A 26,107-nucleotide genomic window follows, 5' to 3' on the forward strand; every position below is an offset into this window, starting at 1 on the left:
CTGCCACTCAAGACCCGAATTCCGTAAACCTTATGAGATATCTCCATGACTCACCGTATTGTGATTGTCGGCGGCGGCGCCGGCGGCCTGGAACTGGCGACCCGCCTGGGTAAGACCCTGGGCAAAAAAGGTAGCGCCAGCATCACCCTGGTCGACGCCAACCTGACGCACATCTGGAAGCCGCTGCTGCACGAAGTGGCGGCGGGCTCGCTCAACTCTTCCGAAGACGAACTGAACTACGTGGCCCAGGCCAAGTGGAATCACTTCCAGTTCCAACTCGGGCGCATGAGCGGCCTGGACCGCGAAACCAAGCAGATCCAGCTGGCTGCCACCCTCGATGAAGACGGTCGCGAATTGCTGCCTGCGCGCACCCTGGGCTATGACACCCTGGTGATCGCAGTGGGCAGTAACACTAACGACTTCGGCACCTTGGGCGCGGCGCAGCATTGCCTGTTCCTCGATACCCGCAAGCAGGCCGAGCGTTTCCACCAGCAACTGCTCAATCATTACCTGCGCGCCCACGCCGGCGATCAGGCCAATGAGCAAATCAGCGTGGCCATCGTCGGCGCCGGTGCCACCGGTGTGGAACTGGCCGCCGAGCTGCACCACGCGGCCCATGAGCTGGCGGCTTACGGCCTGGATCGTATCCAGCCCAAAGACATGCACATCACCCTGATCGAGGCTGGCCCGCGGGTACTGCCAGCGCTGCCGGAGCGCATCAGCGTGCCCGTGCACAAGACCCTGGAGAAACTCGGGGTGACGGTGATGACCAACGCGGCGGTCAGTGAAGTGACCGCCGATGAGCTGCGCACCAGCAATGGTGACGTGATTCAGGCCAGCCTCAAGGTCTGGGCGGCGGGTATTCGTGCGCCGGGTTTCCTCAAGGACATCGACGGCCTGGAAACCAACCGGATCAACCAGCTGGTGGTGCGCCCTACCCTGCAAACCACCCTGGACGACAACATCTTCGCCTTCGGCGACTGCGCCGCCTGCCCGCAACCGGGTAGCGACCGCAACGTGCCACCACGGGCGCAGGCTGCGCACCAGCAGGCGTCGTTGCTGGCCAAGGGCTTGAAGGCGCGCCTGGAAGGCAAGCCGTTGCCGACGTATGCGTACCGGGATTATGGCTCGCTGGTGTCGCTGTCGCGCTTCTCGGCGGTGGGTAACCTGATGGGCAACCTGACCGGCAGCGTGATGCTCGAAGGCTGGTTGGCGCGGATGTTCTATGTGTCGCTGTACCGCATGCACCAGATGGCGCTGTACGGGACATTCCGTACGCTGATGCTGATGCTGGGTAGCCGGATCGGGCGTGGGACTGAGCCGCGGTTGAAGTTGCACTGACGTTGGATTGGCTTTGAGGGCCTCATCGCGGGGCAAGCCCGCTCCCACAGGTATGGCGGTGTTTCTGTAGGAGCGGGCTTGACCCGCGATGGCGTCGGTACAGTCGATGTAAATGTGCTGCTGGCAAGCCAGTTCCCACAAGTCCGTGGTGTAGGTTTTACTTGAGGACCCGGTAGGTACTCTGCACAAAGCCGCTTTCAAAGGTGGTGCTGCGCATATGCTGCAGCGTCACGTCCTTCGCCAGGGCCCCGAACAGCGGGATGCCACTGCCCAGCAACACCGGTATGCGGGTGATGGTCAGTTCATCCAGCCGGCCTTCGCGCAAGAAGCTCTGAATCACCTGCCCGCCATCGAGGTACAGCCCCTTGGCGCCTGTTTCATTCAGGTGCTCGACCAGGTCGGCGACCGGCCCCGGGTGCACTTCGATGCCATGCTGCATATCGGCCTGCTGCAAGGTGCTGCTCAGCACCACCACACGCTTGTGCGGATACGGCCACTCGCCAAAGGTCAGGACCTTCTCAAAGGTGTTGCGGCCCATGACCAGGGTGTCGACAGTGGCCATGTACGCGGCGTAACCGTGGTCGTCACTGGAACTGGTGGCGACCATCAGCCAGTCCAGCTCACCGCTTTCACGGGCGATGTAGCCATCGAGGCTGGTGGCGATATAGACGGAGGTTTTCAGGGTCATGGGGCAGCTCCCTTGCAGGAAATAGCCGGATAGTATCAGGCAGGCTGTAGAAACGAAAAAAGGGCACCTTTTGCAAGGTGCCCTTCTTTCTGAAGATGGTCGGGGTAAGGGGATTCGAACTCCTGACATCCTGCTCCCAAAGCAGGCGCGCTACCGGACTGCGCTATACCCCGGTAAAAAAAAAGGCTCCAATAAAGGCGCCTTTTTTTATGGCTGGCTGCTAATGGCAAACCAACCTTTTAAGATTTGAACCCAGCGTACCGGCTTCAAAAATGGTGGGTCGTGTAGGATTCGAACCTACGACCAATTGGTTAAAAGCCAACTGCTCTACCAACTGAGCTAACGACCCAAAAATGGTCGGGGTAAGGGGATTCGAACTCCTGACATCCTGCTCCCAAAGCAGGCGCGCTACCGGACTGCGCTATACCCCGGCTTGAAATTTGGCTCCGCGACCAGGACTCGAACCTGGGACCCAATGATTAACAGTCATTTGCTCTACCGACTGAGCTATCGCGGAACTATCAATTTCAATTACAACAGTGCTGCAATTTCGAGTGCTGTATCACTACCGCTTCGAACTCTTCGACCTTGTGCATCGCTGCGTTCATGTCTCTGAGGCGCGCTATTCTACAACCTTCAAAACCCTTGTCAACCCCTAATTTGCATTCAACTTACTGATTTGCAACTTTTTTTCAGATTCCCAATTTTGCCGGGAAGCTGCGGGGCGACATACAGCGGGGCGCACTTTACAAGCACTCGAGAAAAAATGCAAAGAAAAAAGGCCTCGAAAATCGAGGCCTTAGCGTAACCCACCGAAAACTCAGGCAAAGACGATCTCTTCGCCCTCCACTTTCGCCGTGATGGCGCTGCCTGGCAGGAACTTGCCCGACAGGATCAACTGCGCCAGCGGGTTCTCGATCCAGCGCTGGATCGCCCGTTTCAGCGGCCGTGCGCCATAGACCGGGTCGTAACCGACGGCGATCAGTTTATCCAGCGCCTCAGGGCTCAGTTCCAGGCTCAGCTCACGTTCAGTCAGGCGGCTGCGCAGGCGGCCGAGCTGGATCTGGGTGATACCGGCGATCTGCTCGCGGCCCAGCGGTTCGAACACCACCACTTCGTCGATACGGTTGATGAACTCCGGCCGGAAGTGCGAACCCACGGCATCCATCACCGCCGCACGCTGCGCTTCACGATCGCCCACCAGTTCCTGGATCTGCGAGGAGCCCAGGTTGGAGGTCATGACGATCACGGTATTACGGAAATCCACCGTCCGCCCGTGGCTGTCGGTCAGGCGGCCGTCTTCAAGCACCTGCAGCAACACGTTGAAGACATCCGGGTGGGCCTTCTCGACCTCGTCGAGCAGCACCACCGAATAAGGTTTGCGCCGCACCGCTTCGGTCAGGTAGCCGCCCTCTTCATAACCTACGTAGCCTGGTGGTGCACCGATCAGGCGAGCCACGGAGTGTTTCTCCATGAACTCGGACATGTCGATACGCACCATGGCCTCTTCAGTGTCGAAGAGAAACTCGGCCAGCGCCTTGCACAACTCGGTTTTACCGACACCGGTCGGGCCGAGGAACAGGAACGAGCCGCTCGGGCGGTTCGGGTCCGACAGGCCGGCACGCGAACGGCGCACGGCGTTGGAGACTGCCACCACCGCTTCTTCCTGGCCGATCACCCGCTCGTGCAGCAGGCTTTCCATTTTCAGCAGTTTTTCCCGCTCGCCTTCGAGCATCTTCGACACCGGGATGCCGGTCCACTTGGACACGACCTCGGCAATCTCTTCTTCAGTGACCTTGTTACGCAGCAGCTGGTTTTCCGCCTTGCCGTGCTGGTCGACCATCTGCAGGCTGCGCTCCAGGTCCGGGATCACCCCGTACTGCAGCTCGGCCATGCGGCTGAGGTCGCCCTTGCGGCGGGCCGCTTCAAGCTCCTGACGCGATTGCTCGATTTTCTGCTGGATCTGCGCCGAGCCCTGCACTTCGGCTTTTTCCGACGTCCAGACCTCTTCCAGGTCGGCGTACTCGCGCTCCAGCCGGGCGATCTCTTCGGTGAGCTTCTCCAGGCGCTTGATCGCGGCTTCGTCGTCTTCTTTCTTCAGTGCCTGGGACTCGACCTTCAGTTGAATCAGGCGGCGCTCCAGGCGGTCGAGCACTTCCGGCTTGGAGTCGATCTCCATGCGGATGCGGCTGGCCGCTTCGTCGATCAGGTCGATGGCCTTGTCCGGCAACTGACGGTCAGTGATGTAGCGATGGCTGAGCTTGGCCGCGGCGATGATCGCGCCGTCGGTGATCGCCACCTTGTGGTGCACCTCGTAACGCTCCTTGAGGCCACGCAGGATGGCGATGGTGTCCTCTTCGCTCGGTTCTTCAACCAGTACCTTCTGGAAACGCCGCTCCAGCGCGGCGTCTTTTTCAATGTACTGGCGGTATTCGTTAAGCGTGGTGGCGCCGACGCAGTGCAGCTCGCCACGGGCCAGGGCCGGCTTGAGCATGTTGCCGGCATCCATCGAGCCTTCGCCTTTACCGGCGCCGACCATGGTGTGCAGCTCATCGATGAACAGGATGATCTGCCCTTCCTGCTTGGACAGCTCGTTGAGCAGGGCTTTGAGGCGTTCCTCGAACTCGCCGCGGAACTTGGCACCGGCAATTAGCGCGCCCATGTCCAGCGACAGCAGGCGCTTGCCTTTAAGGCCGTCCGGCACTTCGCCATTGATGATGCGCTGGGCCAGGCCTTCGGCGATGGCGGTCTTACCGACGCCAGGCTCACCGATCAGCACCGGGTTGTTCTTGGTCCGGCGCTGCAGCACCTGGATGGTGCGGCGAATTTCATCGTCACGGCCAATCACCGGGTCAAGCTTGCCGTCTTCGGCGCGCTTGGTCAGGTCGATGGTGTATTTGTCCAGGGCCTGGCGCGACTCTTCGGCGTTGGGGTCATTGACCGCCTCGCCGCCACGCAGGTTGCTGATGGCGTTTTCCAGGGCCTTTTTGCTAACGCCCTGGCTGAGCAGCAGCTTGCCGAGCTTGCTGTTCTCGTCCATGGCCGCCAGCAGCACCAGCTCGCTGGAGATGAACTGGTCGCCCTTCTGCTGGGCCAGGCGGTCGGCCTGGTTGAGCAGGCGCGCCAGGTCCTGGGACATGTTCACATCGCCCGTGGGGTTCTGGATTTTCGGCAGTTGGTCGAGCTCTTTGCTCAACGCCTTGCGCAGGCTGTTGACGTCAAAGCCGACCTGCATCAGCAGCGGCTTGATCGAACCGCCCTGCTGATCGATCAGGGCCTGCACCAGGTGCGCAGGCTCGATGGCCGGATGGTCCATGCCCACGGCCAGGGATTGGGAGTCGGATAATGCTAATTGCAGCTTGCTGGTCAAACGGTCTATTCGCATGGGTTACCTTCCTTTATGGGCAGGTCGGAGCGATGGACACACCTGATGAAGAAAAACCTGCCAGAGATACCACTGTAGATAAGGGTGATTCTGGAAGATTCAAGCTAGCCGGGCTTGATCCAGGTCAGCGCGGTGCCAGCCAGACCAGGGAAGCGAAGCGGCCACCCTGCGGGGTACGCCGATAAGAATAGAAGCGCGGGTCGCTGACGGTGCACAAGCCACCACCATAGACGGCATTGACGCCGCGTGCTGCCAGGCGCAGGCGGGCCAGCTGGTAGATATCGGCCATCAGCTTGCCGGGCTGGGCACCGGGCACGAAGGCCCGGGCAGTTTCCGGATGAACGGTCGTGAACGCGTCGCGTACTTCCAGGCCAACTTCGAAGGCTTGCGGGCCAATGGCCGGGCCGAGCCACACCAGCACCTCGTCGGGCGGCAGCGCCAGGCGGTCCAGGGTGGCTTCGAGCACACCGTTGGCCAGCCCGCGCCAGCCGGCGTGGGCGGCGGCTACCCGGGTGCCGGCGCGGTCGCAGAACAGCACCGGTAAACAGTCGGCGGTCATCACCGTGCAGGCAATGCCCGGGGTCGCGCTGTAGCTGGCATCGGCTTCGGCGATAACACTGGGGGCGGCATCGGCCACCACCACGCCATGCACCTGCTTGAGCCAGGCCGGCTGAATGCCGAACTCGACGGTCAGTCGCCGGCGATTCTCGGCCACCGCTGCCGGCGCATCGCCAACATGGTCGCCGAGGTTGAAGCTTTCATAAGGCGGCAGGCTGACCCCGCCGCTGCGCGTGGTGACGCAGGCGCGCACCCCGGCTGGCGCAGGCCAGTCGGGAAACAGCAGCGCTTGCGTCAACTCGCTCATCCGATGAACGCCTCACGGTCTTGCTTGAGCAGCGACAGCAGCCAGACGAAGTCATCCGGCAGCGGCGATTCCCAGCCCATGCGCTCGCCGGTCACCGGGTGATCGAGCTCCAGGAAGCGCGCATGCAGGGCCTGGCGCGGGAAGGTCTTGAGCGCGTCGACCATGGTCAGGCTGGCCGCTGGCGGAATACGGAAACGCCCGCCGTAGACCGGATCGCCGACCAACGGGAAGTTGACGTGAGCCATGTGCACGCGAATCTGGTGGGTACGCCCGGTTTCGAGCTTGACCCGCACATGCGTGTGCGAGCGGAAGCGCTCCAGTACACGGTAGTGGCTGACCGCCGGCTTGCCGCCCTCGGTGACCGCCATGCGCTGGCGCTGCCCGCCGTGACGGCCGATCGGCGCGTTGATCTTGCCGCCGGCCGTTACCACGCCGATCACGATGCATTCATAGATGCGGCTGACGCTGCGGCTCTGCAACTGGGCGACCAGCTGGGTCTGCGCCTGGATGGTCTTGGCCACCACCATCAGACCGGTGGTGTCCTTGTCCAGGCGGTGGACGATACCGGCGCGCGGCACATTGATGATGTCCGGCACATGGTGCAGCAGGGCATTGAGCAGGGTGCCATCAGCGTGGCCCGCAGCCGGGTGGACCACAAGCCCGGCAGGCTTGTTGATCACCAGGATGTGGTCGTCTTCGTAGACGATATCCAGCTCGATGTCCTGGGCCACCCACTCGCCCTGGGCTTCCTGCTCGGCGTCGAGCGCCAACAGCGCACCGCCGTGGACGATATCGCGCGGACGCAGGACAGCGCCATCGACCGTCAGGCGCCCCTCCTTGATCCAGGTGGACAGGCGCGAGCGCGAGTGCTCAGCGAACAATTGGGCGGCGACTTGGTCGAGGCGTTGCCCGCCCAATTCGGACGGCACCTCTGCGCGAAGTTGAATGATCTCGGACATGCTCGAATCAGCGGGCGGCACAGCCTTTGGTTTCGACTGCACGCTTGTGGTTAAATACGACGTCTTTTGCCCCGAGGGTTGCATCGGGGTGCTCATCATAACAGGACGGCCACGCCCAAGACAGCGGCCGTCATAGGGACGCAAGCCGCCATGCAAGTGAAACACCTGCTGCTGATCGCCATCCTCGGACTGACCGCTGCTTGTTCTTCGAAGGAAGTCGTCGACGAAAACCTGAGCGAAGCCGAGCTGTACCAGCAGGCGCAGGCCGACCTGGACAACCACAGCTATACCAGTGCCACGAGCAAGCTCAAGGCTCTGGAATCGCGCTATCCGTTCGGCCGCTACGCCGACCAGGCCCAGCTCGAGCTGATCTACGCGAACTACAAGAACGCCGAACCGGAGGCTGCCAAGTCTGCCGCCGAGCGTTTCATTCGCTTGCATCCGCAGCATCCGAACGTCGACTACGCCTACTACCTCAAGGGTCTGACTTCTTTCGACCAGGACCGCGGCCTGCTGGCGCGCTTCCTGCCGCTGGACATGACCAAGCGTGACCCGGGTGCTGCCCGCGACTCGTACAACGAGTTCGCCCAGCTGACCAGCCGCTTCCCTAACAGCCGCTACTCGCCAGACGCCAAGCAGCGCATGATCTACCTGCGCAACCTGCTGGCCTCCTACGAAATCCACGTGGCCGACTACTACCTGACCCGTCAGGCCTATGTCGCTGCCGCCAACCGTGGCCGCTACGTGGTCGAGAACTTCCAGGAAACCCCATCGGTCGGCGACGGCCTGGCGGTGATGACCGAAGCCTACATGCGCCTGCACCTGGACGAACTGGCCGCCACCAGCCTGGAAACCCTCAAGCTCAACTACCCGGATCACCCGAGCCTGGTCGATGGCCAGTTCGTGCCGCAACAGAACGAGGCCGACAACCGCTCGTGGCTGTCCAAGGCCACCCTGGGCCTGATCAATACCGCCCCGCCGCTGCCGCCGGGCGAGACCCGCGCCAACCAGGACGTGATCAAGCAGTACCAGGACGCCAAGGACGCGATCCCGCAAGAGCTGCTGCCTAAAGATGCCAACGGTGACGTCATCGAAGAAGAGAACCACGAAGCGGAAGGTAACAACGAAGACCGCTCCTGGTTCAGCTACATGACCTTCGGTGTGTTCGACTGAGCCATCGTGTAAAAGATAAAGGGAGGCCAAGGCCTCCCTTTTTTCATGCCTGAGCCCTAGACTGAAGGCTCTTCACTGACAAAGCTGGACACCATGGTTCGCCTACTATTCTGGATTGCCCTGATTGCCGCCGCCTTCTGGCTGTGGCGCAAGTTCAAGGCCAGCAATGCTGCTACGCAGAACAACAGCCTCGAAGACCCGCTGAAGATGGTCCGCTGCGCCCATTGCGGCGTGCATTTGCCCAGTGACCGGGCATTGCATCGCGGGGCGCAGTGGTATTGCAGCCAGGCGCACCTGGAGCAGGGGCCTGGGGCGCAGCGCTGATTGCGCGGCGCGGCCATCGCTGGCAAGCCAGCTCCCACAGGTACGGCAGGGATCTGAAGATATCTGCTTTCCTGTGGGAGCTGGCTTGCCAGCGATGAGGCCCTAGAGAGCAGCCACCCGCCCAGCCGGTGCATACGGCGCCGGGTCGATCATCGGCTCACGCCCCAGCAACAAATCCGCAAACAACTGGCAGGACGCCGGCGCCAGCACCAGGCCGTTGCGGTAGTGCCCGCAGTTCAGCCACAGCCCGGCATACCCCGGCACCTCACCGATATACGGAATGCCCTCAGGCGACCCCGGCCGCAGCCCTGCCCAATGGGCCACCGGGATGGCATCGGCCAGCGCCGGCAGCAATTCCACCGCCGAAGCCTTCAGGCTTTCCAGCGCCTCCTCGGTCGGGGTCTTGTCGTAACCGGCATGCTCCAGGGTACTGCCTACCAGAATATGCCCGTCACGCCGCGGGATCGCATAGCGCCCCTTGGCCAGCACCATGCTCGGTAAAAAGTCTTCGGCGCACTTGTACAGGATCATCTGCCCTTTCACCGGCTCCACCGGCAGCTCCAGGCCCAGCGGCCGCAGCAAGTCGCCGCTCCAGGCGCCAGCCGTCAGCACGACGTGATCGGCCTGGATCGGCCCGGTCGCGGTCTCCACCCCGCTAATGCGCTCGCCCTCACGGCTGAAGCCGGTGATTTCGCAGTGCTCGCGAATGCTCACGTTCGGCAGTGCCAGCAAGGCGGCCTTGAGGGATTTGACCAGGCGCGGGTTACGCACGTTGGCAACCCCGGCCATGTAGATGGCGCGCCGGAAACCGCCGCCAAGCACCGGCACCGCGTCATAGGCCGCCGAGATATCCACAGCCGTCAACGGCCGCCCTTCGCGCTCGGCCCAGGCCAGCGCTTGGGCTTCGTCGTCCAGGTCCAGCCAGTACAGGCCGGTGGTGTGCACTTGCGGGTCGACCCCGGTGCTGGCGAACAGGCGCTCGCCCAGCTGTGGATAAAAATCCTGCGACCAGTGCGCCAGGGCCGTTACCGCTGCGCTATAGCGCCACGGATACAGCGGCGAGACAATGCCGCCACCGGCCCAGGAAGACTCCTGGCCGAGCGCGCCACGGTCACACAGCACCACCTGATCGACGTCGGCCGCCAGGTTGAACGCTGTCAGCAGGCCGATCACCCCGCCACCGACAATCACTACTTGCTTGGTCATGTATTGATCCAACGTCTGAAGTAAACCTCAACCACCCCAACAGCCATGGCCAGCATCAACGGCGCCGGGATTGCGGCGCACACCGGCCTGGTCGAGTACGAAATCAGCGCAGCGGTCACCGGTCATCAAACCACCCGGTATGCGCCGGGCGGTCAGGGTGAATGACGTCGAATGACGAACGGCTTGCAGCCGGTAGTGCTCGGTCCCGGACGCCAATGGGGTGACCAGGGCCTCGCTGTCGGCGTACTGGCCGGTGCGTGAATAGTGACGCTCCAGCAACTGCGCGCTTTCGAACAGCAACCCGGCGATTTCCGTGCGTGCGGCCTTGCGGACCTGTTCGCTGTAGCTGGGATAGGCAATGCCCGCAAGAATGCCGACCACGGCGACGACAAGCAACAGTTCAATCAGGCTCAAACCTTTCTGCAGGGTGGACATAAGTCGAACTCCTAGTGAAGCTGGCGCCAGAGAATGCGCCTGGGTGGCTGAGCGCCCTCTTCTACAGCCTGTGCATAAATGCTTTCGAGCACGCTGCGCCCTGCCCCGGCGTGGCTGACGGCGGTGATCCGGTACAAGGTGGCGCAGAGGTTGGCGGGCCAGTGCGCGGCGTGGGTACTCTGGCCAAGGTTTTGTACGAGGTAGAAGCCGCTGGCGCCGCCTTGCCAGCTCAGGCCGGAGGTCGGCCCTTCGCCGCGGTAGACGCCAGCCGCCCGCACCCGTGCAGCTTCCGGCGGCGGTAAACAGTAACTGCACGGCAACACGCCCGACACGCTCGACTCTCCAACCAGCAAGGCCTGCTCCGCCTGCTCGAAGCCGTGCAAGGCTGCCTGCAGGTTGCCCGCCATACGCGCCTGCAGGGTGGCGCTGACCATCGCCGAGACGCCGAGCAAAGCCAACAGTCCCAGCAACACCAGGCTGACCAGCAGGATCACCCCGCGCTGGCTGCCGGGCCTAGCCATTGCGCAGGGCCACCGTCAGTTGATACTGCTGCGGCCTTACCCGCGCCAGCGGGTCAAGCAAGGTCAGGCTCAGACGCAGCCCGGCGATGCGGGTGGCACTCCGGCTGATGATGTCGACGCGCAGCTCGCCCAGGTTGTCGATCAGCGGCGCATAGCTGGCACCGCTGCCGAACATCAGGCTGGTGCCCTCAACGCGGTAGGTCTGGCGCCGTATCGGTATCGCGTAGTGCCCGGCCGGCGCGGCCTGGACTTCGGGATAGACCCGCGCTTCGCGAATGCAATCGGTCACCAACGTCCAGTTCGGCCGCCCACCGGCGCCAGCCACTTCAGCAGTGATCAGGCTCAATTGCTGCAATTGGCCGTCCGCTGCGCGGACTACCGCCAGCGGCTGGGCAAACGCCTGTGCCGAGGACGGGTTCACATGGCTGATTGCATCCTCACGCAAGCAGCCGAACATGCCGCTCATGCGAATATCCTGGGCCATACGCTGCAACGCCAGGCGCGCGTCTTCCTGCAGTTGCGCGGCAATGCCCTGAGCCTGCCAGCTCGAAGTGGCCGCCAAAAACAGGCGGCTGGCACCGAGCAGCAGCACCAAGCCGAGGCTGAGGGCCAGCAACACTTCGACCAGGCCGACACCGGCTTGCCGTTTCATCGGCCTGGCCCTGCGTTGATGCGTGCTTCTTCGAGCTCGCCATGCTGCAGATACGCAGCCTGGGTACTCTGCAAGGCACTGTCGGTGGCCTGCAACGCCCGCACTTGCGCAGCCGCTGCAGCAAAAACACCCACCCCCAGCACCAGCATGGCCAGCAGCACCTCGAGCAAGCTCATTCCTTGTTGCCGTCCGCCATCCATGGCGCCTTCCTCCTGCGACTTTTCCACAGCCCTTTGCCAACCTGGCCGACTGGACGCTGCTGTCCGCCGGCCTGACTCTATAGAAGCACTTCCAGGGAGGAATGCACGGTGAAGCAACAGGGGGTAACACTGATACAAATGATGTTCGCGCTAGCGCTGGTGGGGATGCTGACGCAGATCAGCCTGCCGACCTACAGCACCATGAACAGCGGCCTACAACAGCAAGCTGCCGCCAAGGACCTGGCCCAGGCCTTGCGCACTGCACGCAGCGAGGCCTTGCTGCGCAACCAGGTGGTTCGCCTGCAGGCGTTCGACGATAACTGGAGTAATGGCTGGCGCATGGTCGTGGAGCAGGATGGCCCACAGTTGCTGTACGAACAGCGGCTTGAGCGGGTGAGTATCGTCGGCAATCAACCGGTAGCCCGGCAGATACGCTTCAGCGGGCTGGGGGTGCCCTTGCACGCGGGGGGAGCGTTTCAGGCCGGGACGCTGTTTATTTGCCAGCGCCCCGATCCTTACAGCCAGTACCGGGTGGTACTGGCGCACACAGGCCGGGTCAGCCTGCGCGAGGAGCCCGGCGAACAGCCGCTGTGCGCGGCTGCCGGGTCAGATCAATGAACGCACACGCAGCTCTTTGGGCATCGAGAAGGTAATGTTCTCCTCGCGGCCATCGACCTCTTCGGCGCCGGTGGCACCCCAGGCCCGCAGTTGCTCGATCACCCCACGCACCAGCACCTCGGGTGCCGAAGCACCGGCGGTGATACCAATGCGCTCGACGCCATCGAACCAGCTTTTTTGCAGGTCTTCGGCGCCGTCGATCAGGTAGGCCGGGGTCGACATGCGCTCGGCCAGCTCACGCAGGCGGTTGGAGTTGGAGCTGTTCGGGCTGCCGACCACCAATACCACGTCGCATTCGTCGGCCAATTGCTTGACCGCGTCCTGACGGTTCTGGGTGGCGTAGCAGATGTCGTCCTTGCGCGGCCCGCCAATATTCGGGAAGCGCGCACGCAGGGCATCGATCACCCGGCTGGTGTCGTCCATCGACAAAGTGGTCTGGGTGACGAAGGCCAGCTTATCCGGGTCGTTGACCTGCAGGCTGGCAACATCGTCCTCGTCTTCGACCAGATAGATGGCGCCACCATTGCTGGTGTCGTACTGACCCATGGTGCCTTCGACTTCCGGGTGGCCTTCGTGGCCGATCAGGATGCACTCGCGGCCGTCGCGGCTGTAGCGCGCCACCTCGATATGCACCTTGGTCACCAGCGGGCAGGTCGCGTCGAACACCTTCAGGCCGCGCCCGGCGGCTTCCTGGCGCACGGCCTGGGAAACGCCATGGGCGCTGAAGATGACGATGACGTCGTCCGGCACCTGGTCCAGCTCTTCGACGAAAATCGCCCCGCGCGCGCGCAGGTCCTCGACCACGAACTTGTTGTGCACCACTTCATGGCGCACATAGATCGGCGGGCCAAACACTTCGAGGGCACGATTGACGATCTCGATCGCCCGGTCCACGCCGGCACAGAAGCCACGGGGGTTGGCGAGTTTGATTTGCATGGCGGACTCCAGGCTCACAGGGCCTTGACCGCGAGGATTTCCACCTCGAAGTTCAGGGTTTTGCCAGCCAGTGGATGGTTGAAGTCGATGGTCACCTGGGCATCATCGAACGCTTTCACCACACCCGGCAATTCGGCGTTGGCGGCATCGTTGAAGATCACCAGCAGGCCTTCGGACAACTCCATGTCCTGGAACTGCGAGCGCGGCATGACCTGCACGTTCTGCGGGTTCGGCTGGCCAAAGGCGTTTTCCGGGACCACGGTCACGGTACGCTTGTCACCGGCCTTGAAGCCAAACAGCGCCGCTTCGAAGCCTGGCAGCAGGTTGCCGTCGCCGACCTTGAACACCGCCGGCGCCTTTTCAAAGGTGCTATCGACGGTGTCGCCGTTTTCCAGGTGCAGCGCGAAGTGCAGGGTCACTTCGGTGTTCTGGCCGATATGGGTCTCAGTCATGGGCGGGCTCTCCGGACTTTTTGCTCTTGAACATGTCCAGCGCCAGCATTACCGCACCCACGGTAATGGCGCTGTCGGCCAGGTTGAAGGCCGGGAAGTACCAGCGGTTCTGCCAGTGCACGAGGATAAAGTCGACCACGTGGCCAAGCACGATACGGTCGTACAGGTTGCCCAGCGCGCCGCCGAGCACCAATGCCAGCGCGACTGCCAGCCAGGTCTCGTTGCGCCCCAGGCGCTTGAGCCAGATCACCAGCACGGCGCTGACCACCACGGCGATCAGGGCGAACAGCCAGCGCTGCCAGCCGGAGCTGTCAGCCAGGAAGCTGAAAGCGGCACCGGTGTTGTAGGCCAGGGTCCAGCTGAAGTAGTCAGGGATGACCACGATCTGCTGATACAGGCTCAGCGCGCCCTCGAAGTAGAACTTGCTGGCCTGGTCGAGGACCAGGACCAGCACGCTCAGCCATAGCCAGCTGAGGCGCCCGAAGCGCCCCACACCAGGGTTAGGCATAGTGGCGCACCTCGCCATTGCCGCTGATGTTGTCGGCGCAACGGGCGCAGATTTCCGGATGCTCGGGGTTCGAGCCGACGTCTGCGCGGAAGTGCCAGCAACGGCCGCACTTGGCGTGGCCGGACTTGACCACTTTCAGCTTGAGGCCAGGCACTTCGGTCTCGACCGCATCGGCTGGAGCCTGGGCGAACGGCGCAACGCTGGCTGCCGAGGTGATCAGCACGAAGCGCAGCTCGTCGCCCAGCTTGTTCAGGTCGGCGCTCAGGGCGTCGTCGGCGAACAGGGTGACTTCGGCTTGCAGGTTGCCACCGATGGCCTTGGCCGCACGCTGGTTTTCCAGCTCCTTGTTGACGGCTGTCTTGGCTGCCATCACGCGGTCCCAGTAGGCGCGACCCAGCTCGAAGCCTTCCGGCAGCTCGCTCAGGCCTTCATACCAGGTGTTGAGCATGACCGATTCGTTGCGCTCGCCCGGCAGGTACTGCCACAGCTCGTCGGCGGTGAACGCCAGGATCGGCGCGATCCAGCGCACCAGCGCCTCGCTGATGTGGTACAGCGCGGTCTGGCAGGAACGACGGGCAACACTGTTGGCGCCAGTGGTGTACTGACGGTCCTTGATGATGTCCAGGTAGAAGCCACCCAGCTCCTGCACGCAGAAGTTGTGGATCTTCGAGTAGACGTTCCAGAAGCGGTACTCGCCGTAGTGCTCTTCCAGCTCGCGCTGCAGCAGCAGGGTACGGTCGACGGCCCAGCGGTCCAGCGCCAGCATGTCTTCGGCCGGCAGCAGGTCGCGGGCCGGGTCGAAGCCGGACAGGTTGGAGAGCAGGAAGCGCGCGGTGTTGCGGATACGCCGGTAGGCGTCGGCGCTGCGCTGCAGGATCTGCTCGGAAACCGCCATTTCGCCGGAGTAGTCGGTGGCCGAAACCCACAGGCGCAGGATGTCGGCACCCAGGGTGTCGTTGACCTTCTGCGGCTCGATGGTGTTACCCAGCGACTTGGACATCTTGCGGCCGTTCTCGTCGACGGTGAAACCGTGCGTCAGCAGTTCGCGGTACGGCGCATGGTTGTCGATGGCGCAACCGGTCAGCAGCGAGGAATGGAACCAGCCGCGGTGCTGGTCGGAACCTTCCAGGTACAGGTCGGCGCGCGGGCCGGTTTCGTGGCCGATGTTGTGCGAGCCACGCAGCACGTGCCAGTGGGTGGTGCCGGAGTCGAACCAGACGTCGAGGGTGTCGGCGATCTTGTCGTACTGGCCGGCCTCGTCACCGAGCAGCTCGGCGGCGTCGAGCTTGAACCAGGCCTCGATACCTTCTTTTTCGACGCGCTTGGCCACTTCTTCCATCAGCTCGACGGTGCGCGGGTGCAGCTCGCCGGTTTGCTTGTCGAGGAAGAACGGGATCGGTACGCCCCAGTTACGCTGACGCGAGATGCACCAGTCCGGGCGGTTGGCGATCATCGAGTGCAGGCGCGCCTGGCCCCAGGCCGGGACGAACTTGGTTTCTTCGATGGCCTTGACCGCGCGCTTGCGCAGGGTCTCGCCGTTGTCGGGCTGCTTGTCCATGCCGACGAACCATTGCGCGGTGGCGCGATAGATCAGCGGGGTCTTGTGGCGCCAGCAGTGCATGTAGCTGTGGCTGATGGTTTCGGTGTGCATCAGCGCACCGACTTCCGAGAGTTTGTCGACGATGGCCGGGTTGGCCTTCCAGATGAACTGGCCGCCAAAGAACTCCAGCGACTGCACGTACACACCGTTGCTCTGCACCGGGGTGAGGATGTCGTCGTTGACCATGCCGTAGCGCTTGCAGGTGACGAAGTCGTCTTCACCGTAGGCTGGCGAGGAGTGAACCACACCGGTACCGGCGCCCAGCTCGACGTAGTCGGCCAGGTACACCGGCGACAGGCGATCGTAGAACGGGTGACGGAAGTTGATCAGTTCCAGCGCCGAACCTGGCGCAGTAGCGATCACCGAACCTTCCAGCGCATAACGCTTCAGGCACGATTCGACCAGCTCTTCGGCCAGCACCAGCAGCTTGTCGCCGGTATCGACCAGGGCGTACTTGAACTCCGGGTGGACGTTCAGCGCCTGGTTGGCCGGGATGGTCCACGGGGTGGTGGTCCAGATCACGATCGAGGCAGGCTTGGCCAGCGAGGCCAGGCCGAAGGCGGCGGCCAGCTTGGCGTCATCGACTACCGGGAAGGCAACGTCGATGGTCTGCGATTTTTTGTCGGCGTACTCGACCTCGGCTTCGGCCAGGGCCGAACCGCAATCGAAACACCAGTTGACCGGCTTGAGGCCCTTGAACACGAAGCCGTGCTTGACCATTTCTGCCAGCGCGCGGATTTCACCGGCTTCGTTGGAGAAGTTCATGGTCTTGTACGGGTTGTCCCAGTCGCCCAGCACACCCAGGCGGATGAACTCGGTCTTCTGCCCTTCGATCTGCTCGGCGGCGTAGGCGCGGCACAGTTCGCGGGTCTGATCGGCGCTCAGGTGCTTGCCGTGGGTCACTTCGACCTTGTGCTCGATCGGCAGGCCGTGGCAGTCCCAACCCGGGACGTACGGGGCGTCGAAACCGGACAAGGTCTTGGAGCGGACAATCATGTCCTTGAGAATCTTGTTCAGCGCATGACCGATGTGGATCTTGCCGTTGGCGTAGGGCGGGCCGTCGTGCAGCACGAACTTCGGACGATCCTTGCCAATTTCGCGCAGCTTCTGGTACAGGCCAATGCTGTCCCAACGCTGCAGGATCTGCGGTTCGCGCTGTGGCAGGCCGGCCTTCATCGGGAAGGCGGTGTCCGGAAGGTTTAGCGTGGCTTTATAGTCGGTCATTTCAGGCTCTTCGTTAGCGGTTGACCGTGCCAATGGGCACGTGCGGCGGCGATATCCGCATCGATCGCCGACTTCAGCGCCTCCAGGGAGGCGAAACGCTGCTCTTCACGCAGCTTGTGGTGGAATTCCACCGTCAGACGCCGGCCATAAAGATCGCCGGCAAAATCCAGAAGATGTACTTCCAGGTGGGCTTTGCCATCACCTGAAACAGTAGGCCGTACGCCGATGTTGGCGACACCCGGCCAGTTCTTGCCGTCGAGTTCGACGCTGACCAGGTAGACCCCGCTGAGCGGTACGCGATGGCGCTTGAGCTGGATGTTGGCCGTCGGCGTCCCCAACTGGCGTGCCAGCTTCTGCCCATGCAACACCCGCCCGCGGATGCGGAACGGCCGCCCCAGCAGACGCTCGGCCAGCTCGAAATCGGCGCTGGCCAGCGCATCGCGCACTTGCGTGCTGCTGACCCGCAGGCCGTCGAGCTCGACGGTTTGCGCCGCTTCCACGGTAAAGCCCTGGAGGATACCGGCCTGTTCGAGGAAGTCGAAGTCGCCAACACGGTCGCAGCCGAAGCGGAAGTCGTCGCCCACTTCCAGGTGTTTCACCCCCAGGCCATCGACCAGGATGGTGTCGACGAACTCGGCGGCGCTGAGCTTGCTCAAACGCTGGTTGAACGCCAGGCACAGTACCCGGTCGACGCCGGCGGCGGCCAGCAGGGCGACCTTGTCGCGCAGCCGGGCCAGGCGCGCGGGCGCGGTGTCGGGGGCGAAATACTCACGCGGCTGTGGCTCGAAAATCACCACGCAGCTGGGCACGCCCAACTCGTCCGCTCGCTCACGCAGGCGCGCCAGGATTGCCTGGTGGCCGCGGTGAACACCGTCGAAGTTGCCAATAGTGGCGACACAGCCCCGGTGCTGGGGGCGCAGGTTGTGGAGGCCTCGAACCAGCTGCATAACGCGCTTCTTGCTCATAAAGTGGTCGATTATAACCACACCCGGGCGCTGACGACAGGCAGCAGCGTCACCCCGTGGCGTGGAATGTGTAAAACCGACGTCTGACCGCCGTTACGCCTTAATGCAACGCCTTGCGGGCGAAGTCACGCGGGCGCAAACCAAACAGCAACAGACAGCCGAAATAGGTCACGACCCCGGCCAGGATCAGCGCACCCAGGCGCAGGAAGCGCTCGAGCATCTGCCCTTCGGCCCAGGCCGGCATGTAATGCATGCCTACCAGCAATACCGCCGACATCAGCAGTACCGCCACCACCAGCTTGGCGAGGAACCTGGCCCAGCCCGGTTGTGGCTGGAACAACTGCTGCTGGCGCAGCTTCCAGTACAGCAAGCCGGCATTCAGGCAGGCACCCAGGCTGATGGCCAGGGCCAGGCCAGCGTGCGCCAGGTGGGTAATGAATGCCAGGTTGAACAGCTGGGTGCAGACCAGGGTGAAGATGGCGATCTTCACGGGCGTCCGGATGTTCTGCTGGGCATAGAAGCCTGGGGCCAGCACTTTGACCAGAATGATCGCCAGCAAGCCCACCGAATAGGCGATCAGCGCACGCTGGGTCATGGCCGCGTCGAAAGCGCTGAATTTACCGTACTGGAACAGCGCCACGGTCAGCGGCTCGGCAAGAATCGCCATGGCCAGGGTGCATGGCAGCACCAGCAAAAAGCACAGGCGCAGGCCCCAGTCGAGGATCCGCGAGTACTCGTGGCGGTCGCGGTTGGCGTAGGTCTTGGCCAGGGTTGGCAGCAGGATGGTGCCCAGGGCCACCCCGAGCACGCCGGAGGGCAGCTCCATCAGGCGGTCGGCGTAGTACATCCACGACACTGAGCCGGCCACCAGGAACGAGGCGAAGATGGTGTTGATGATCAGCGAGATCTGGCTCACCGACACCCCGAGGATCGCCGGCAGCATCTGTTTGAGCACCCGCCACACGCCACTATCGCGCAGGTTCAGGCGCGGCAGCACAAGCATGCCGATCTTCTTCAGGTGTGGCAGCTGATACAACAGCTGCGCCAGGCCACCGGCCAGCACGCCCCAGGCCAGGGCCATGATCGGCGGGTCGAAGTACGGCGTGAGGAACAGGGTAAAGCCGATCATCGCCACGTTGAGCAGGGTCGGCACGAAGGCCGGCACCGAAAAGCGGTTCCAGGTATTGAGGATGGCCCCGGCCAGCGACGACAGCGAGATCAGCAATATATAAGGAAAGGTCACCCGCAACAGGTCGGTGGTCAGCTGGTACTTCTCGGTGCTGTCGACAAAGCCCGGCGCCGTTACCCACACCACCCAGGGCGCGGCAAGGATCCCCAGGGCAGTCACCAGGGCCAGCACCAGGGTCAGCAGGCCGCTGACGTAGGCGATGAAGGTACGGGTCGCCTCCTCGCCTTGCTGGGTCTTGTATTCAGCCAAAATTGGCACGAACGCCTGGGAAAACGCGCCCTCGGCGAAGATGCGCCGCAGCAGGTTGGGCAGTTTGAAGGCAATGAAGAAGGCGTCGGTGGCCACGCCTGCGCCGAACACCCGTGCCAGGATGGTGTCACGGACAAAGCCCAGCACCCGCGAGATCATGGTGATGGAGCTGACCGCGGCCAGGGATTTGAGAAGATTCATCGAAAGTTTTTCACGCCTGAGGATAAAGGGCTGTGCCGCAACGCGCCCAGTTGTGCGATACTCCGCGCCGCAACGCAAGCAGAGCAAAAGCTCCCGAGTTTACAGGTCGTACCGCAGAAGGGAATCACTCCCTTGTACAGAACGACCACTCAGCGGAACCATGCAAGTGCCCTTGACAACCGATCAACTCATCGGCATGATTCGCGGCCTATTTTGTTTGCTATTTACCAAGTCTTTCGAGGAGCTCGACGGTGGCCAACTCACCTTCCGCCAAAAAACGTGCAAAACAGGCTGAGAAGCGTCGCAGCCACAACGCCAGCCTGCGTTCCATGGTTCGTACCTACATCAAGAATGTAGTTAAAGCCATCGACGCAAAAGACGCCGAAAAAGCGCAAGCTGCTTACACTCTGGCTGTTCCAGTTATCGACCGTATGGCCGATAAAGGCATCATCCACAAGAACAAGGCTGCTCGCCATAAAGGCCGTCTGAATGGCCACATCAAGGCGCTGAAAGAAGCTGCAGCTGCCTAAGCGACACGCTTGTTGAAAAACCGACCCTAGGGTCGGTTTTTTATTGCCTGTGATTCCTGAGATTGACCTTTAACCCTGTGGGAACTGGCTTGCCAGCGATCGACCGCAAAGCGGTCGCAACCCAGGCAACACCAGATGGGTAGCCTGGACCGGCCTCATCGCTGGCAAGCCAGCTCCCGCAATGGGCTGCAATGCAGCCCAGGGTGTTTGTTACTTACCAATCTGAATCTTCGGCGCCCACTGCAGCCATTCATCCTCGGCCTTGTCGAACAGGGCGAAGGTCTGCTGTGGACGAGCCGGGTTACCCATCTTCTCGCCGTCTGGCGTTGCAAAGGCAATTCCGCCCTCGATCAGGGTCTCCAGCGACTCTGTACGCACCGTTGCGCCCTTGAACAGGCCGATGTCGAAGCCAAATCCGCTGCTGTTCCAGAAACGGCTACCACCGCGTACCAGCGCTGCGTACCTGGGCTCGATCAGGATATGGATCAGCACCCGGTCGGCCGTCTGCCCCAACTCGAAACCGGTGACCTTGCCCACTGGAATCTCGCGGTAGGTCACTGGCACGCCCGGCTTGATCGAACCCCGCCGCGGGGCGCTGAGCACCAGCGCCAACCCGGCTTCGCGCTCGGAGAAGTCCGGCGCCTGTGGCAACGCATTGAAGTTGAGCTGCGGCCCTGCGCTCCTGACTGCCGGCTGCACTTCCAGGTACTGGCCGGTGACCAGGGTTTCCAGGTTGGCGGTCTTGACGATACCCAGGGCCGGCTTGACCACCCAGAACTGCGTACCTTCGCGGGCAATGCGCTCCGGCACCTCGGTGATCCGCGCCTTGAGCAGCACCGCCTGCAGATCCTTGGTCAGGTCGACCTGCTCGACCTTGCCGACATCCAGGCCCTTGAAGCGAACCGGCGTGCCAACCTTGAGGCCGTCTGCGCGATCGACACGGATGGTCACCGTGGTTCCGCTGCGGTTGGCTGCTTCCTGGTTTTCATGCAGGAGGAAGAACGGAATACGGCGTTTGAGCGCCACATTCGGGATGGGCGTGTCGAAGGCAATACCGCCGGCCATCAGGCTCTGTAGCGATTCACTCTTGATCTGAATGCCCGACAGGCCACCGCTCAGGGTAATGCCGCTGGCATTCCAGAAGCGCGTCGAACCGTTGACCAGGCCGGCGTACTCTTTCTCGATATGCACGCCGATCAGCAGGCGCTTGCTCTTTTTGGAGAACTGGTAGCTCTGCACCGTACCGACCTTGACCTGACGGTAGAGGATCGGGCTGCCGACTTCCAGCGAACCGAGGTTGTCGCTGTACAGCACCAGGTGCAGCCCGGGCGCCTTGAGGTCCAGTGGCGGCGCCTTGGCCCGCGCCTCGAACTCACGCTGCGGGGACGCGCCCTTGTCGCCCGGGCGAATGGCAATGTAGTTACCTTTGACCAGCGCTTCCAGGCCGGTGATACCGGCGAGGGAGATCGACGGTTTGACCACCCAGAACTGGGTGCCGTCGACCAGGTAATCTTCGGCCAGCGGATCGAGGGTCAGATCGGCCATGGCACTGGCCAGGTCGGCATCGACCTTGAGGGTCTTCAACGAACCAACCTGGATACCTTTGTACATCACCGGGGTACGCCCGGCCTGCAGGCCCTCGAAGTCGCTCAGCTTGACCTTGACGCGAATCCCGGCCTGGGCCGCATCGAAGTCTTCGTACAGACGGAACGGTAAGCTCGGATCAGTTGGCGGGCTGTCCTTGCGGTGCTCGGGCGTGGCGAAGGCGATACCGCCGGCGACAATACTGGCCAGCGATTCACTACGGACCTTCACCCCGGAAAGGTCGGCATCGATGCTGATGCCGCTGGCGTTCCAGAAGCGCGTATGTTTGCGCACAAGGGCGGCGTAAGCCGGCTCGATGTACACCTTGACCTCGACCGTGCCCTGGTCTTCGGCCAGACGATAGCTCTTTACCCGGCCAACCTGGATCTGCTTGTAGAACACCGGACTGTCGCGATTGAGCGAGCCCAGGCGGTCAGCCTTGAGGGTCAGGTGCAGGCCTGGCTCGCTGTCAGACAGCGGCGGCGCCTCATCCAGCGCCTTGAAGCGCTTGGTCGGCTCGCCTTGCCCAGGGCTCACGGCAATGTAGTTACCCGAAACCAGGGTCTCCAGGCCGGTGATCCCGGCCAGGCTGACACTCGGCTTGACCAGCCAGAAGCGGGTGCCGGTATTCAGGTGCGGCTCGGCTTCCTTGTTCATCTCGATGGTGGCGATGACCCCGGTATTGTTGCCCTTGGCATCCAGTACCAGCTCTTTCACCTTACCGACCGACATGCCCTTGAAGACCACTTCGGTCTTGTTGGCGACGATACCCTCACCGCTTTCAAAGCGGACCTGGATGTTCACCCCTGACTCGCGATAGGCCTGCCAGCCAAGCCAGCCACCGATCACCAGAGCGATCAGAGGCAATATCCATATGGCCGACCAGTTCGAAGCTGGGCGGGTTTTAGCCGTAGGCAAATCACTCATGGTCGTCATCCGACTCCGTGTTATCCCAAATCAGTCGGGGATCGAAGGTTACTGCAGCGAGCATCGTCAGAATCACCACACTGGCGAAGGCGACGGCGCCCAGATTGGCTTCGACACTGGCGATCCTGCCGAAATTCACCACCGCCACCAAAATGGCGATCACGAAAATATCCAGCATCGACCAGCGTCCGATGAATTCGATGAAGCGGTACATCAGGATTCGTTGCCGCGCCGACAACGGTTGGTGGCGCTGCACCGAATAGAGCAACAGGGCAATACCCACCAGCTTGAAGGTCGGCACCAGGATACTGGCGATGAACACCACCGCAGCGATCGGCAGCATGCCGTGCTTCATCAAGGTAATAACGCCGGACATGATGGTGTCCGGGCTGCCCTGGCCCAGCGCGCTGACGGTCATGATCGGCAGCACATTGGCCGGGATGTACAAAATTGCCGAGGTGATCAGCAACGCCCAGGTTCGCACCAGGCTGTTCGGCCGCCGCGCATGCACCACTGCACCACAGCGGGTGCAGGTTTGTGCGTCACTGTCTGGCTCCTGGCGATTCAGCTCGTGGCATTCACCACAAACCAGAATGCCAGCATCAATCGCACGCATGCAGGTCTTCCCCCGATAAAGCACTCCATATCTGGTGGGGCGACATCACCACCTCCAGCCACACCTGCACCAACAACAAACTGATAAAGCAGGCCAGACCCAGGCCGAGGCTCAGCTCCGCGAGATCGACCAGCTTGACCATCGCCACCAGCACGCCCATGAAATACACCTCGAGCATGCCCCAATCGCGTAGATGGTGATAAATGCGATAGAGCAGCAAGCCGTAACTGCGGCCAATGTTCAGGCGAATGCTCAACAGCACTACCAACTGGCATAACAGCTTGAGCAAGGGAATGGCCATGCTGCACAGGAATACCACCACCGCCACGCCGCGCATGCCGGTGTTGTACAGCCCGACCACGCCGCTCCAGACGGTATCGTTGGAGCTTTGGCCGAGCAGGTGCAATTGCATGATCGGCAGGAAGTTGGCAGGTACGTAGAGCAGCAAGGCCGCCAGCACCAGGGCCAGGCTGCGCGGGACCACATTGTGTCGATGGGCGTAGAGCTCGTAGCCACAGCGCGGGCAGTGGGCCTTTTCGTCCTGTTTGAGCACAGGCTTACGCATCAGCAGGTCGCATTCGTGACAAGCCACCAGGTTTTCCAGGGGCAGGTCGGCGAGCTGATGGGGGTCGGCAGATTCTGACATAGTGAACTTCTGAGTCAACGCGAGGGCGCTATTCTAACCGATAGAGCGGTGGCGCCTAGATCGCCGGCAAGGCCGGCTCCCACAGGGGCCACGGCTAGCAATTAAATCGCCATAAAGACAAAACCCCTACCTGCGTACGCAGATAGGGGTTTCGGAATTTAATCTTGACGATGACCTACTCTCACATGGGGAAACCCCACACTACCATCGGCGATGCATCGTTTCACTGCTGAGTTCGGGATGGGATCAGGTGGTTCCAATGCTCTATGGTCGTCAAGAAATTCTGTTGCCAGAAGGTCTTGTTTAAGACACTCCAGCGAATCGGGTATGTGATGTTTTGTGAGTTACAAATTCTCGGCTTTGCAGTCTTCACAACACCGCAATCTGGTCATTCGACGCAAATTGCTTGGGTGTTATATGGTCAAGCCTCACGGGCAATTAGTATTGGTTAGCTCAACGCCTCACAGCGCTTACACACCCAACCTATCAACGTCGTAGTCTTCGACGGCCCTTCAGGGAGCTCAAGGCTCCAGTGAGATCTCATCTTGAGGCAAGTTTCCCGCTTAGATGCTTTCAGCGGTTATCTCTTCCGAACATAGCTACCCGGCAATGCCACTGGCGTGACAACCGGAACACCAGAGGTTCGTCCACTCCGGTCCTCTCGTACTAGGAGCAGCCCCTCTCAAATCTCAAACGTCCACGGCAGATAGGGACCGAACTGTCTCACGACGTTCTAAACCCAGCTCGCGTACCACTTTAAATGGCGAACAGCCATACCCTTGGGACCGGCTTCAGCCCCAGGATGTGATGAGCCGACATCGAGGTGCCAAACACCGCCGTCGATATGAACTCTTGGGCGGTATCAGCCTGTTATCCCCGGAGTACCTTTTATCCGTTGAGCGATGGCCCTTCCATACAGAACCACCGGATCACTAAGACCTACTTTCGTACCTGCTCGACGTGTCTGTCTCGCAGTCAAGCGCGCTTTTGCCTTTATACTCTACGACCGATTTCCGACCGGTCTGAGCGCACCTTCGTACTCCTCCGTTACTCTTTAGGAGGAGACCGCCCCAGTCAAACTACCCACCATACACTGTCCTCGATCCGGATAACGGACCTGAGTTAGAACCTCAAAGTTGCCAGGGTGGTATTTCAAGGATGGCTCCACGCGAACTGGCGTCCACGCTTCAAAGCCTCCCACCTATCCTACACAAGCAAATTCAAAGTCCAGTGCAAAGCTATAGTAAAGGTTCACGGGGTCTTTCCGTCTAGCCGCGGATACACTGCATCTTCACAGCGATTTCAATTTCACTGAGTCTCGGGTGGAGACAGCGCCGCCATCGTTACGCCATTCGTGCAGGTCGGAACTTACCCGACAAGGAATTTCGCTACCTTAGGACCGTTATAGTTACGGCCGCCGTTTACCGGGGCTTCGATCAAGAGCTTCGCGTTAGCTAACCCCATCAATTAACCTTCCGGCACCGGGCAGGCGTCACACCCTATACGTCCACTTTCGTGTTTGCAGAGTGCTGTGTTTTTAATAAACAGTCGCAGCGGCCTGGTATCTTCGACCGGCATGGGCTTACGGAGCAAGTCCTTCACCCTCACCGGCGCACCTTCTCCCGAAGTTACGGTGCCATTTTGCCTAGTTCCTTCACCCGAGTTCTCTCAAGCGCCTTGGTATTCTCTACCCAACCACCTGTGTCGGTTTGGGGTACGGTTCCTAGTTATCTGAAGCTTAGAAGCTTTTCTTGGAAGCATGGCATCAACCACTTCGTCGCCTAAAGGCAACTCGTCATCAGCTCTCGGCCTTAAGATCCCGGATTTACCTAAGATCTCAGCCTACCACCTTAAACTTGGACAACCAACGCCAAGCTGGCCTAGCCTTCTCCGTCCCTCCATCGCAATAACTAGAAGTACAGGAATATTAACCTGTTTTCCATCGACTACGCTTTTCAGCCTCGCCTTAGGGACCGACTAACCCTGCGTCGATTAACGTTGCGCAGGAAACCTTGGTCTTTCGGCGTGGGAGTTTTTCACTCCCATTGTCGTTACTCATGTCAGCATTCGCACTTCTGATACCTCCAGCAAGCTTCTCAACTCACCTTCACAG

Annotated in this window: 23 protein-coding genes, 4 tRNA genes and 2 rRNA genes (1 of these 29 running past the window's edge); 5 read left to right on the plus strand and 24 right to left on the minus strand. The window is 61.7% G+C overall.

Translation table 11 applies throughout. The features are described from left to right. The first annotated feature begins 45 nt into the window (after nt 1–45). Nucleotides 46–1,341, plus strand: coding sequence for an NAD(P)/FAD-dependent oxidoreductase (locus KHO53_RS06355; protein WP_010220616.1), 1,296 nt, complete (start codon nt 46–48; stop codon nt 1,339–1,341). A 157-nt stretch (nt 1,342–1,498) separates the two neighbouring features. Here the strand turns inward: KHO53_RS06355 and KHO53_RS06360 are convergent, their stop codons facing one another. From KHO53_RS06360 to rluD, 8 genes are all read right to left on the minus strand, one after another. Next, nucleotides 1,499–2,029, minus strand: coding sequence for a dihydrofolate reductase family protein (locus KHO53_RS06360; protein ID WP_100782486.1), 531 nt, complete (start codon nt 2,027–2,029; stop codon nt 1,499–1,501). A 96-nt stretch (nt 2,030–2,125) separates the two neighbouring features. Next, nucleotides 2,126–2,202 (minus strand) — tRNA-Pro (locus KHO53_RS06365). 100 nt (nt 2,203–2,302) lie between these two features. Further along, nucleotides 2,303–2,378, minus strand: a tRNA-Lys gene (locus tag KHO53_RS06370). Between the two features lie 5 nt (nt 2,379–2,383). Then, a tRNA-Pro gene (locus KHO53_RS06375) sits at nt 2,384–2,460 on the minus strand. A gap of 10 nt (nt 2,461–2,470) precedes the next feature. Continuing rightward, a tRNA-Asn gene (locus KHO53_RS06380) sits at nt 2,471–2,546 on the minus strand. A 303-nt stretch (nt 2,547–2,849) separates the two neighbouring features. Continuing rightward, complete coding sequence (gene clpB, locus KHO53_RS06385) at nt 2,850–5,414, minus strand: ATP-dependent chaperone ClpB (RefSeq protein ID WP_010220611.1); 2,565 nt, start codon at nt 5,412–5,414, stop codon at nt 2,850–2,852. 124 nt (nt 5,415–5,538) lie between these two features. Continuing rightward, nucleotides 5,539–6,279 (minus strand): peptidoglycan editing factor PgeF, encoded by a 741-nt coding sequence (gene pgeF / locus KHO53_RS06390; RefSeq protein ID WP_213570113.1) that lies wholly within the window; start codon nt 6,277–6,279, stop codon nt 5,539–5,541. Further along, nucleotides 6,276–7,238 carry a 23S rRNA pseudouridine(1911/1915/1917) synthase RluD gene (gene rluD, locus KHO53_RS06395; RefSeq protein ID WP_010220609.1) on the minus strand — a complete coding sequence of 321 codons (963 nt, stop codon included), beginning with the start codon at nt 7,236–7,238 and terminating at the stop codon, nt 6,276–6,278. Before rluD ends, pgeF begins: the two co-directional genes overlap by 4 nt. Nucleotides 7,239–7,388: 150 nt before the next feature. Here rluD and KHO53_RS06400 point away from each other — a divergent pair, with 150 nt between their 5' ends. Both KHO53_RS06400 and KHO53_RS06405 read left to right on the plus strand, forming a co-directional pair. Beyond that, a complete protein-coding gene (locus KHO53_RS06400; RefSeq protein WP_010220608.1) occupies nt 7,389–8,411 on the plus strand; it encodes an outer membrane protein assembly factor BamD in 1,023 nt (340 codons plus the stop codon). Nucleotides 8,412–8,504: 93 nt separating this feature from the next. Continuing rightward, nucleotides 8,505–8,735, plus strand: a complete 231-nt coding sequence (locus tag KHO53_RS06405; RefSeq protein WP_010220607.1) for a PP0621 family protein — start codon at nt 8,505–8,507, stop codon at nt 8,733–8,735. Between the two features lie 102 nt (nt 8,736–8,837). On the opposite strand, the gene thiO is transcribed toward KHO53_RS06405, so the two are convergent. The 5 genes from thiO to KHO53_RS06430 are packed head-to-tail and all read right to left on the minus strand — an operon-like array spanning nt 8,838 to nt 11,749. After that, on the minus strand, nt 8,838–9,941 hold the full coding sequence (gene thiO, locus KHO53_RS06410) for a glycine oxidase ThiO (RefSeq protein WP_213570114.1): 1,104 nt from the start codon (nt 9,939–9,941) through the stop codon (nt 8,838–8,840). Between the two features lie 27 nt (nt 9,942–9,968). Further along, nucleotides 9,969–10,367, minus strand: coding sequence for a type IV pilin protein (locus tag KHO53_RS06415; protein ID WP_026001166.1), 399 nt, complete (start codon nt 10,365–10,367; stop codon nt 9,969–9,971). Between the two features lie 20 nt (nt 10,368–10,387). Continuing rightward, nucleotides 10,388–10,897 (minus strand): PilX N-terminal domain-containing pilus assembly protein, encoded by a 510-nt coding sequence (locus KHO53_RS06420; protein WP_010220604.1) that lies wholly within the window; start codon nt 10,895–10,897, stop codon nt 10,388–10,390. Beyond that, nucleotides 10,890–11,549, minus strand: a complete 660-nt coding sequence (locus KHO53_RS06425; protein ID WP_213570115.1) for a PilW family protein — start codon at nt 11,547–11,549, stop codon at nt 10,890–10,892. Before KHO53_RS06425 ends, KHO53_RS06420 begins: the two co-directional genes overlap by 8 nt. Continuing rightward, nucleotides 11,546–11,749: a type IV pilus modification PilV family protein gene (locus KHO53_RS06430; RefSeq protein ID WP_036996891.1), complete on the minus strand. Its 204-nt coding sequence runs from the start codon at nt 11,747–11,749 to the stop codon at nt 11,546–11,548. Before KHO53_RS06430 ends, KHO53_RS06425 begins: the two co-directional genes overlap by 4 nt. 141 nt (nt 11,750–11,890) lie before the next feature. Between KHO53_RS06430 and KHO53_RS06435 the strand changes: the two genes are divergently transcribed. Further along, nucleotides 11,891–12,367 (plus strand): GspH/FimT family pseudopilin, encoded by a 477-nt coding sequence (locus KHO53_RS06435; protein WP_244993529.1) that lies wholly within the window; start codon nt 11,891–11,893, stop codon nt 12,365–12,367. Here KHO53_RS06435 and ispH read toward each other — a convergent pair. From ispH to murJ, 6 genes are all read right to left on the minus strand, one after another. Further along, a complete protein-coding gene (ispH, locus tag KHO53_RS06440; protein WP_213570116.1) occupies nt 12,356–13,303 on the minus strand; it encodes a 4-hydroxy-3-methylbut-2-enyl diphosphate reductase in 948 nt (315 codons plus the stop codon). The two genes, KHO53_RS06435 and ispH, sit on opposite strands and share 12 nt — an antisense overlap. Nucleotides 13,304–13,317: 14 nt before the next feature. Further along, a complete protein-coding gene (fkpB, locus tag KHO53_RS06445; RefSeq protein ID WP_213570117.1) occupies nt 13,318–13,755 on the minus strand; it encodes an FKBP-type peptidyl-prolyl cis-trans isomerase in 438 nt (145 codons plus the stop codon). After that, nucleotides 13,748–14,263: a signal peptidase II gene (gene lspA, locus KHO53_RS06450; protein ID WP_213570118.1), complete on the minus strand. Its 516-nt coding sequence runs from the start codon at nt 14,261–14,263 to the stop codon at nt 13,748–13,750. Before lspA ends, fkpB begins: the two co-directional genes overlap by 8 nt. Further along, entirely contained in the window at nt 14,256–17,087 is a 2,832-nt protein-coding gene (gene ileS, locus KHO53_RS06455) for an isoleucine--tRNA ligase (protein WP_010220596.1), read from the minus strand. Before ileS ends, lspA begins: the two co-directional genes overlap by 8 nt. Next, a complete protein-coding gene (gene ribF / locus KHO53_RS06460) occupies nt 17,084–18,034 on the minus strand; it encodes a bifunctional riboflavin kinase/FAD synthetase (RefSeq protein WP_010220595.1) in 951 nt (316 codons plus the stop codon). Before ribF ends, ileS begins: the two co-directional genes overlap by 4 nt. A gap of 118 nt (nt 18,035–18,152) precedes the next feature. Then, nucleotides 18,153–19,691: a murein biosynthesis integral membrane protein MurJ gene (gene murJ / locus KHO53_RS06465; protein WP_213570119.1), complete on the minus strand. Its 1,539-nt coding sequence runs from the start codon at nt 19,689–19,691 to the stop codon at nt 18,153–18,155. A gap of 251 nt (nt 19,692–19,942) precedes the next feature. On the opposite strand from murJ, the gene rpsT reads away from it, so the two are divergent. Beyond that, the gene (gene rpsT / locus KHO53_RS06470; RefSeq protein ID WP_010220592.1) at nt 19,943–20,221 is read left to right on the plus strand and encodes a 30S ribosomal protein S20; all 279 of its coding nucleotides are present in this window, start codon (nt 19,943–19,945) and stop codon (nt 20,219–20,221) included. Nucleotides 20,222–20,431: 210 nt separating this feature from the next. On the opposite strand, the gene KHO53_RS06475 is transcribed toward rpsT, so the two are convergent. The 5 genes from KHO53_RS06475 to KHO53_RS06495 all read right to left on the minus strand — a co-directional run. Further along, nucleotides 20,432–22,732: a PqiB family protein gene (locus KHO53_RS06475; RefSeq protein WP_010220590.1), complete on the minus strand. Its 2,301-nt coding sequence runs from the start codon at nt 22,730–22,732 to the stop codon at nt 20,432–20,434. Beyond that, the gene (locus KHO53_RS06480) at nt 22,725–23,348 is read right to left on the minus strand and encodes a paraquat-inducible protein A (protein ID WP_010220589.1); all 624 of its coding nucleotides are present in this window, start codon (nt 23,346–23,348) and stop codon (nt 22,725–22,727) included. The genes KHO53_RS06475 and KHO53_RS06480 overlap by 8 nt, the downstream gene beginning before the upstream one ends. After that, complete coding sequence (locus KHO53_RS06485; RefSeq protein WP_010220588.1) at nt 23,335–23,994, minus strand: paraquat-inducible protein A; 660 nt, start codon at nt 23,992–23,994, stop codon at nt 23,335–23,337. Before KHO53_RS06485 ends, KHO53_RS06480 begins: the two co-directional genes overlap by 14 nt. A gap of 162 nt (nt 23,995–24,156) precedes the next feature. Beyond that, nucleotides 24,157–24,272, minus strand: a 5S ribosomal RNA gene (gene rrf / locus KHO53_RS06490). A gap of 139 nt (nt 24,273–24,411) precedes the next feature. Further along, a 23S ribosomal RNA gene (locus tag KHO53_RS06495) occupies nt 24,412–26,107 on the minus strand; it runs 1,194 nt beyond the window's last position.

Origin of the sequence: Pseudomonas sp. RC2C2, from assembly GCF_018390435.1 — a bacterium.
Lineage (GTDB): Bacteria > Pseudomonadota > Gammaproteobacteria > Pseudomonadales > Pseudomonadaceae > Aquipseudomonas > Aquipseudomonas donghuensis.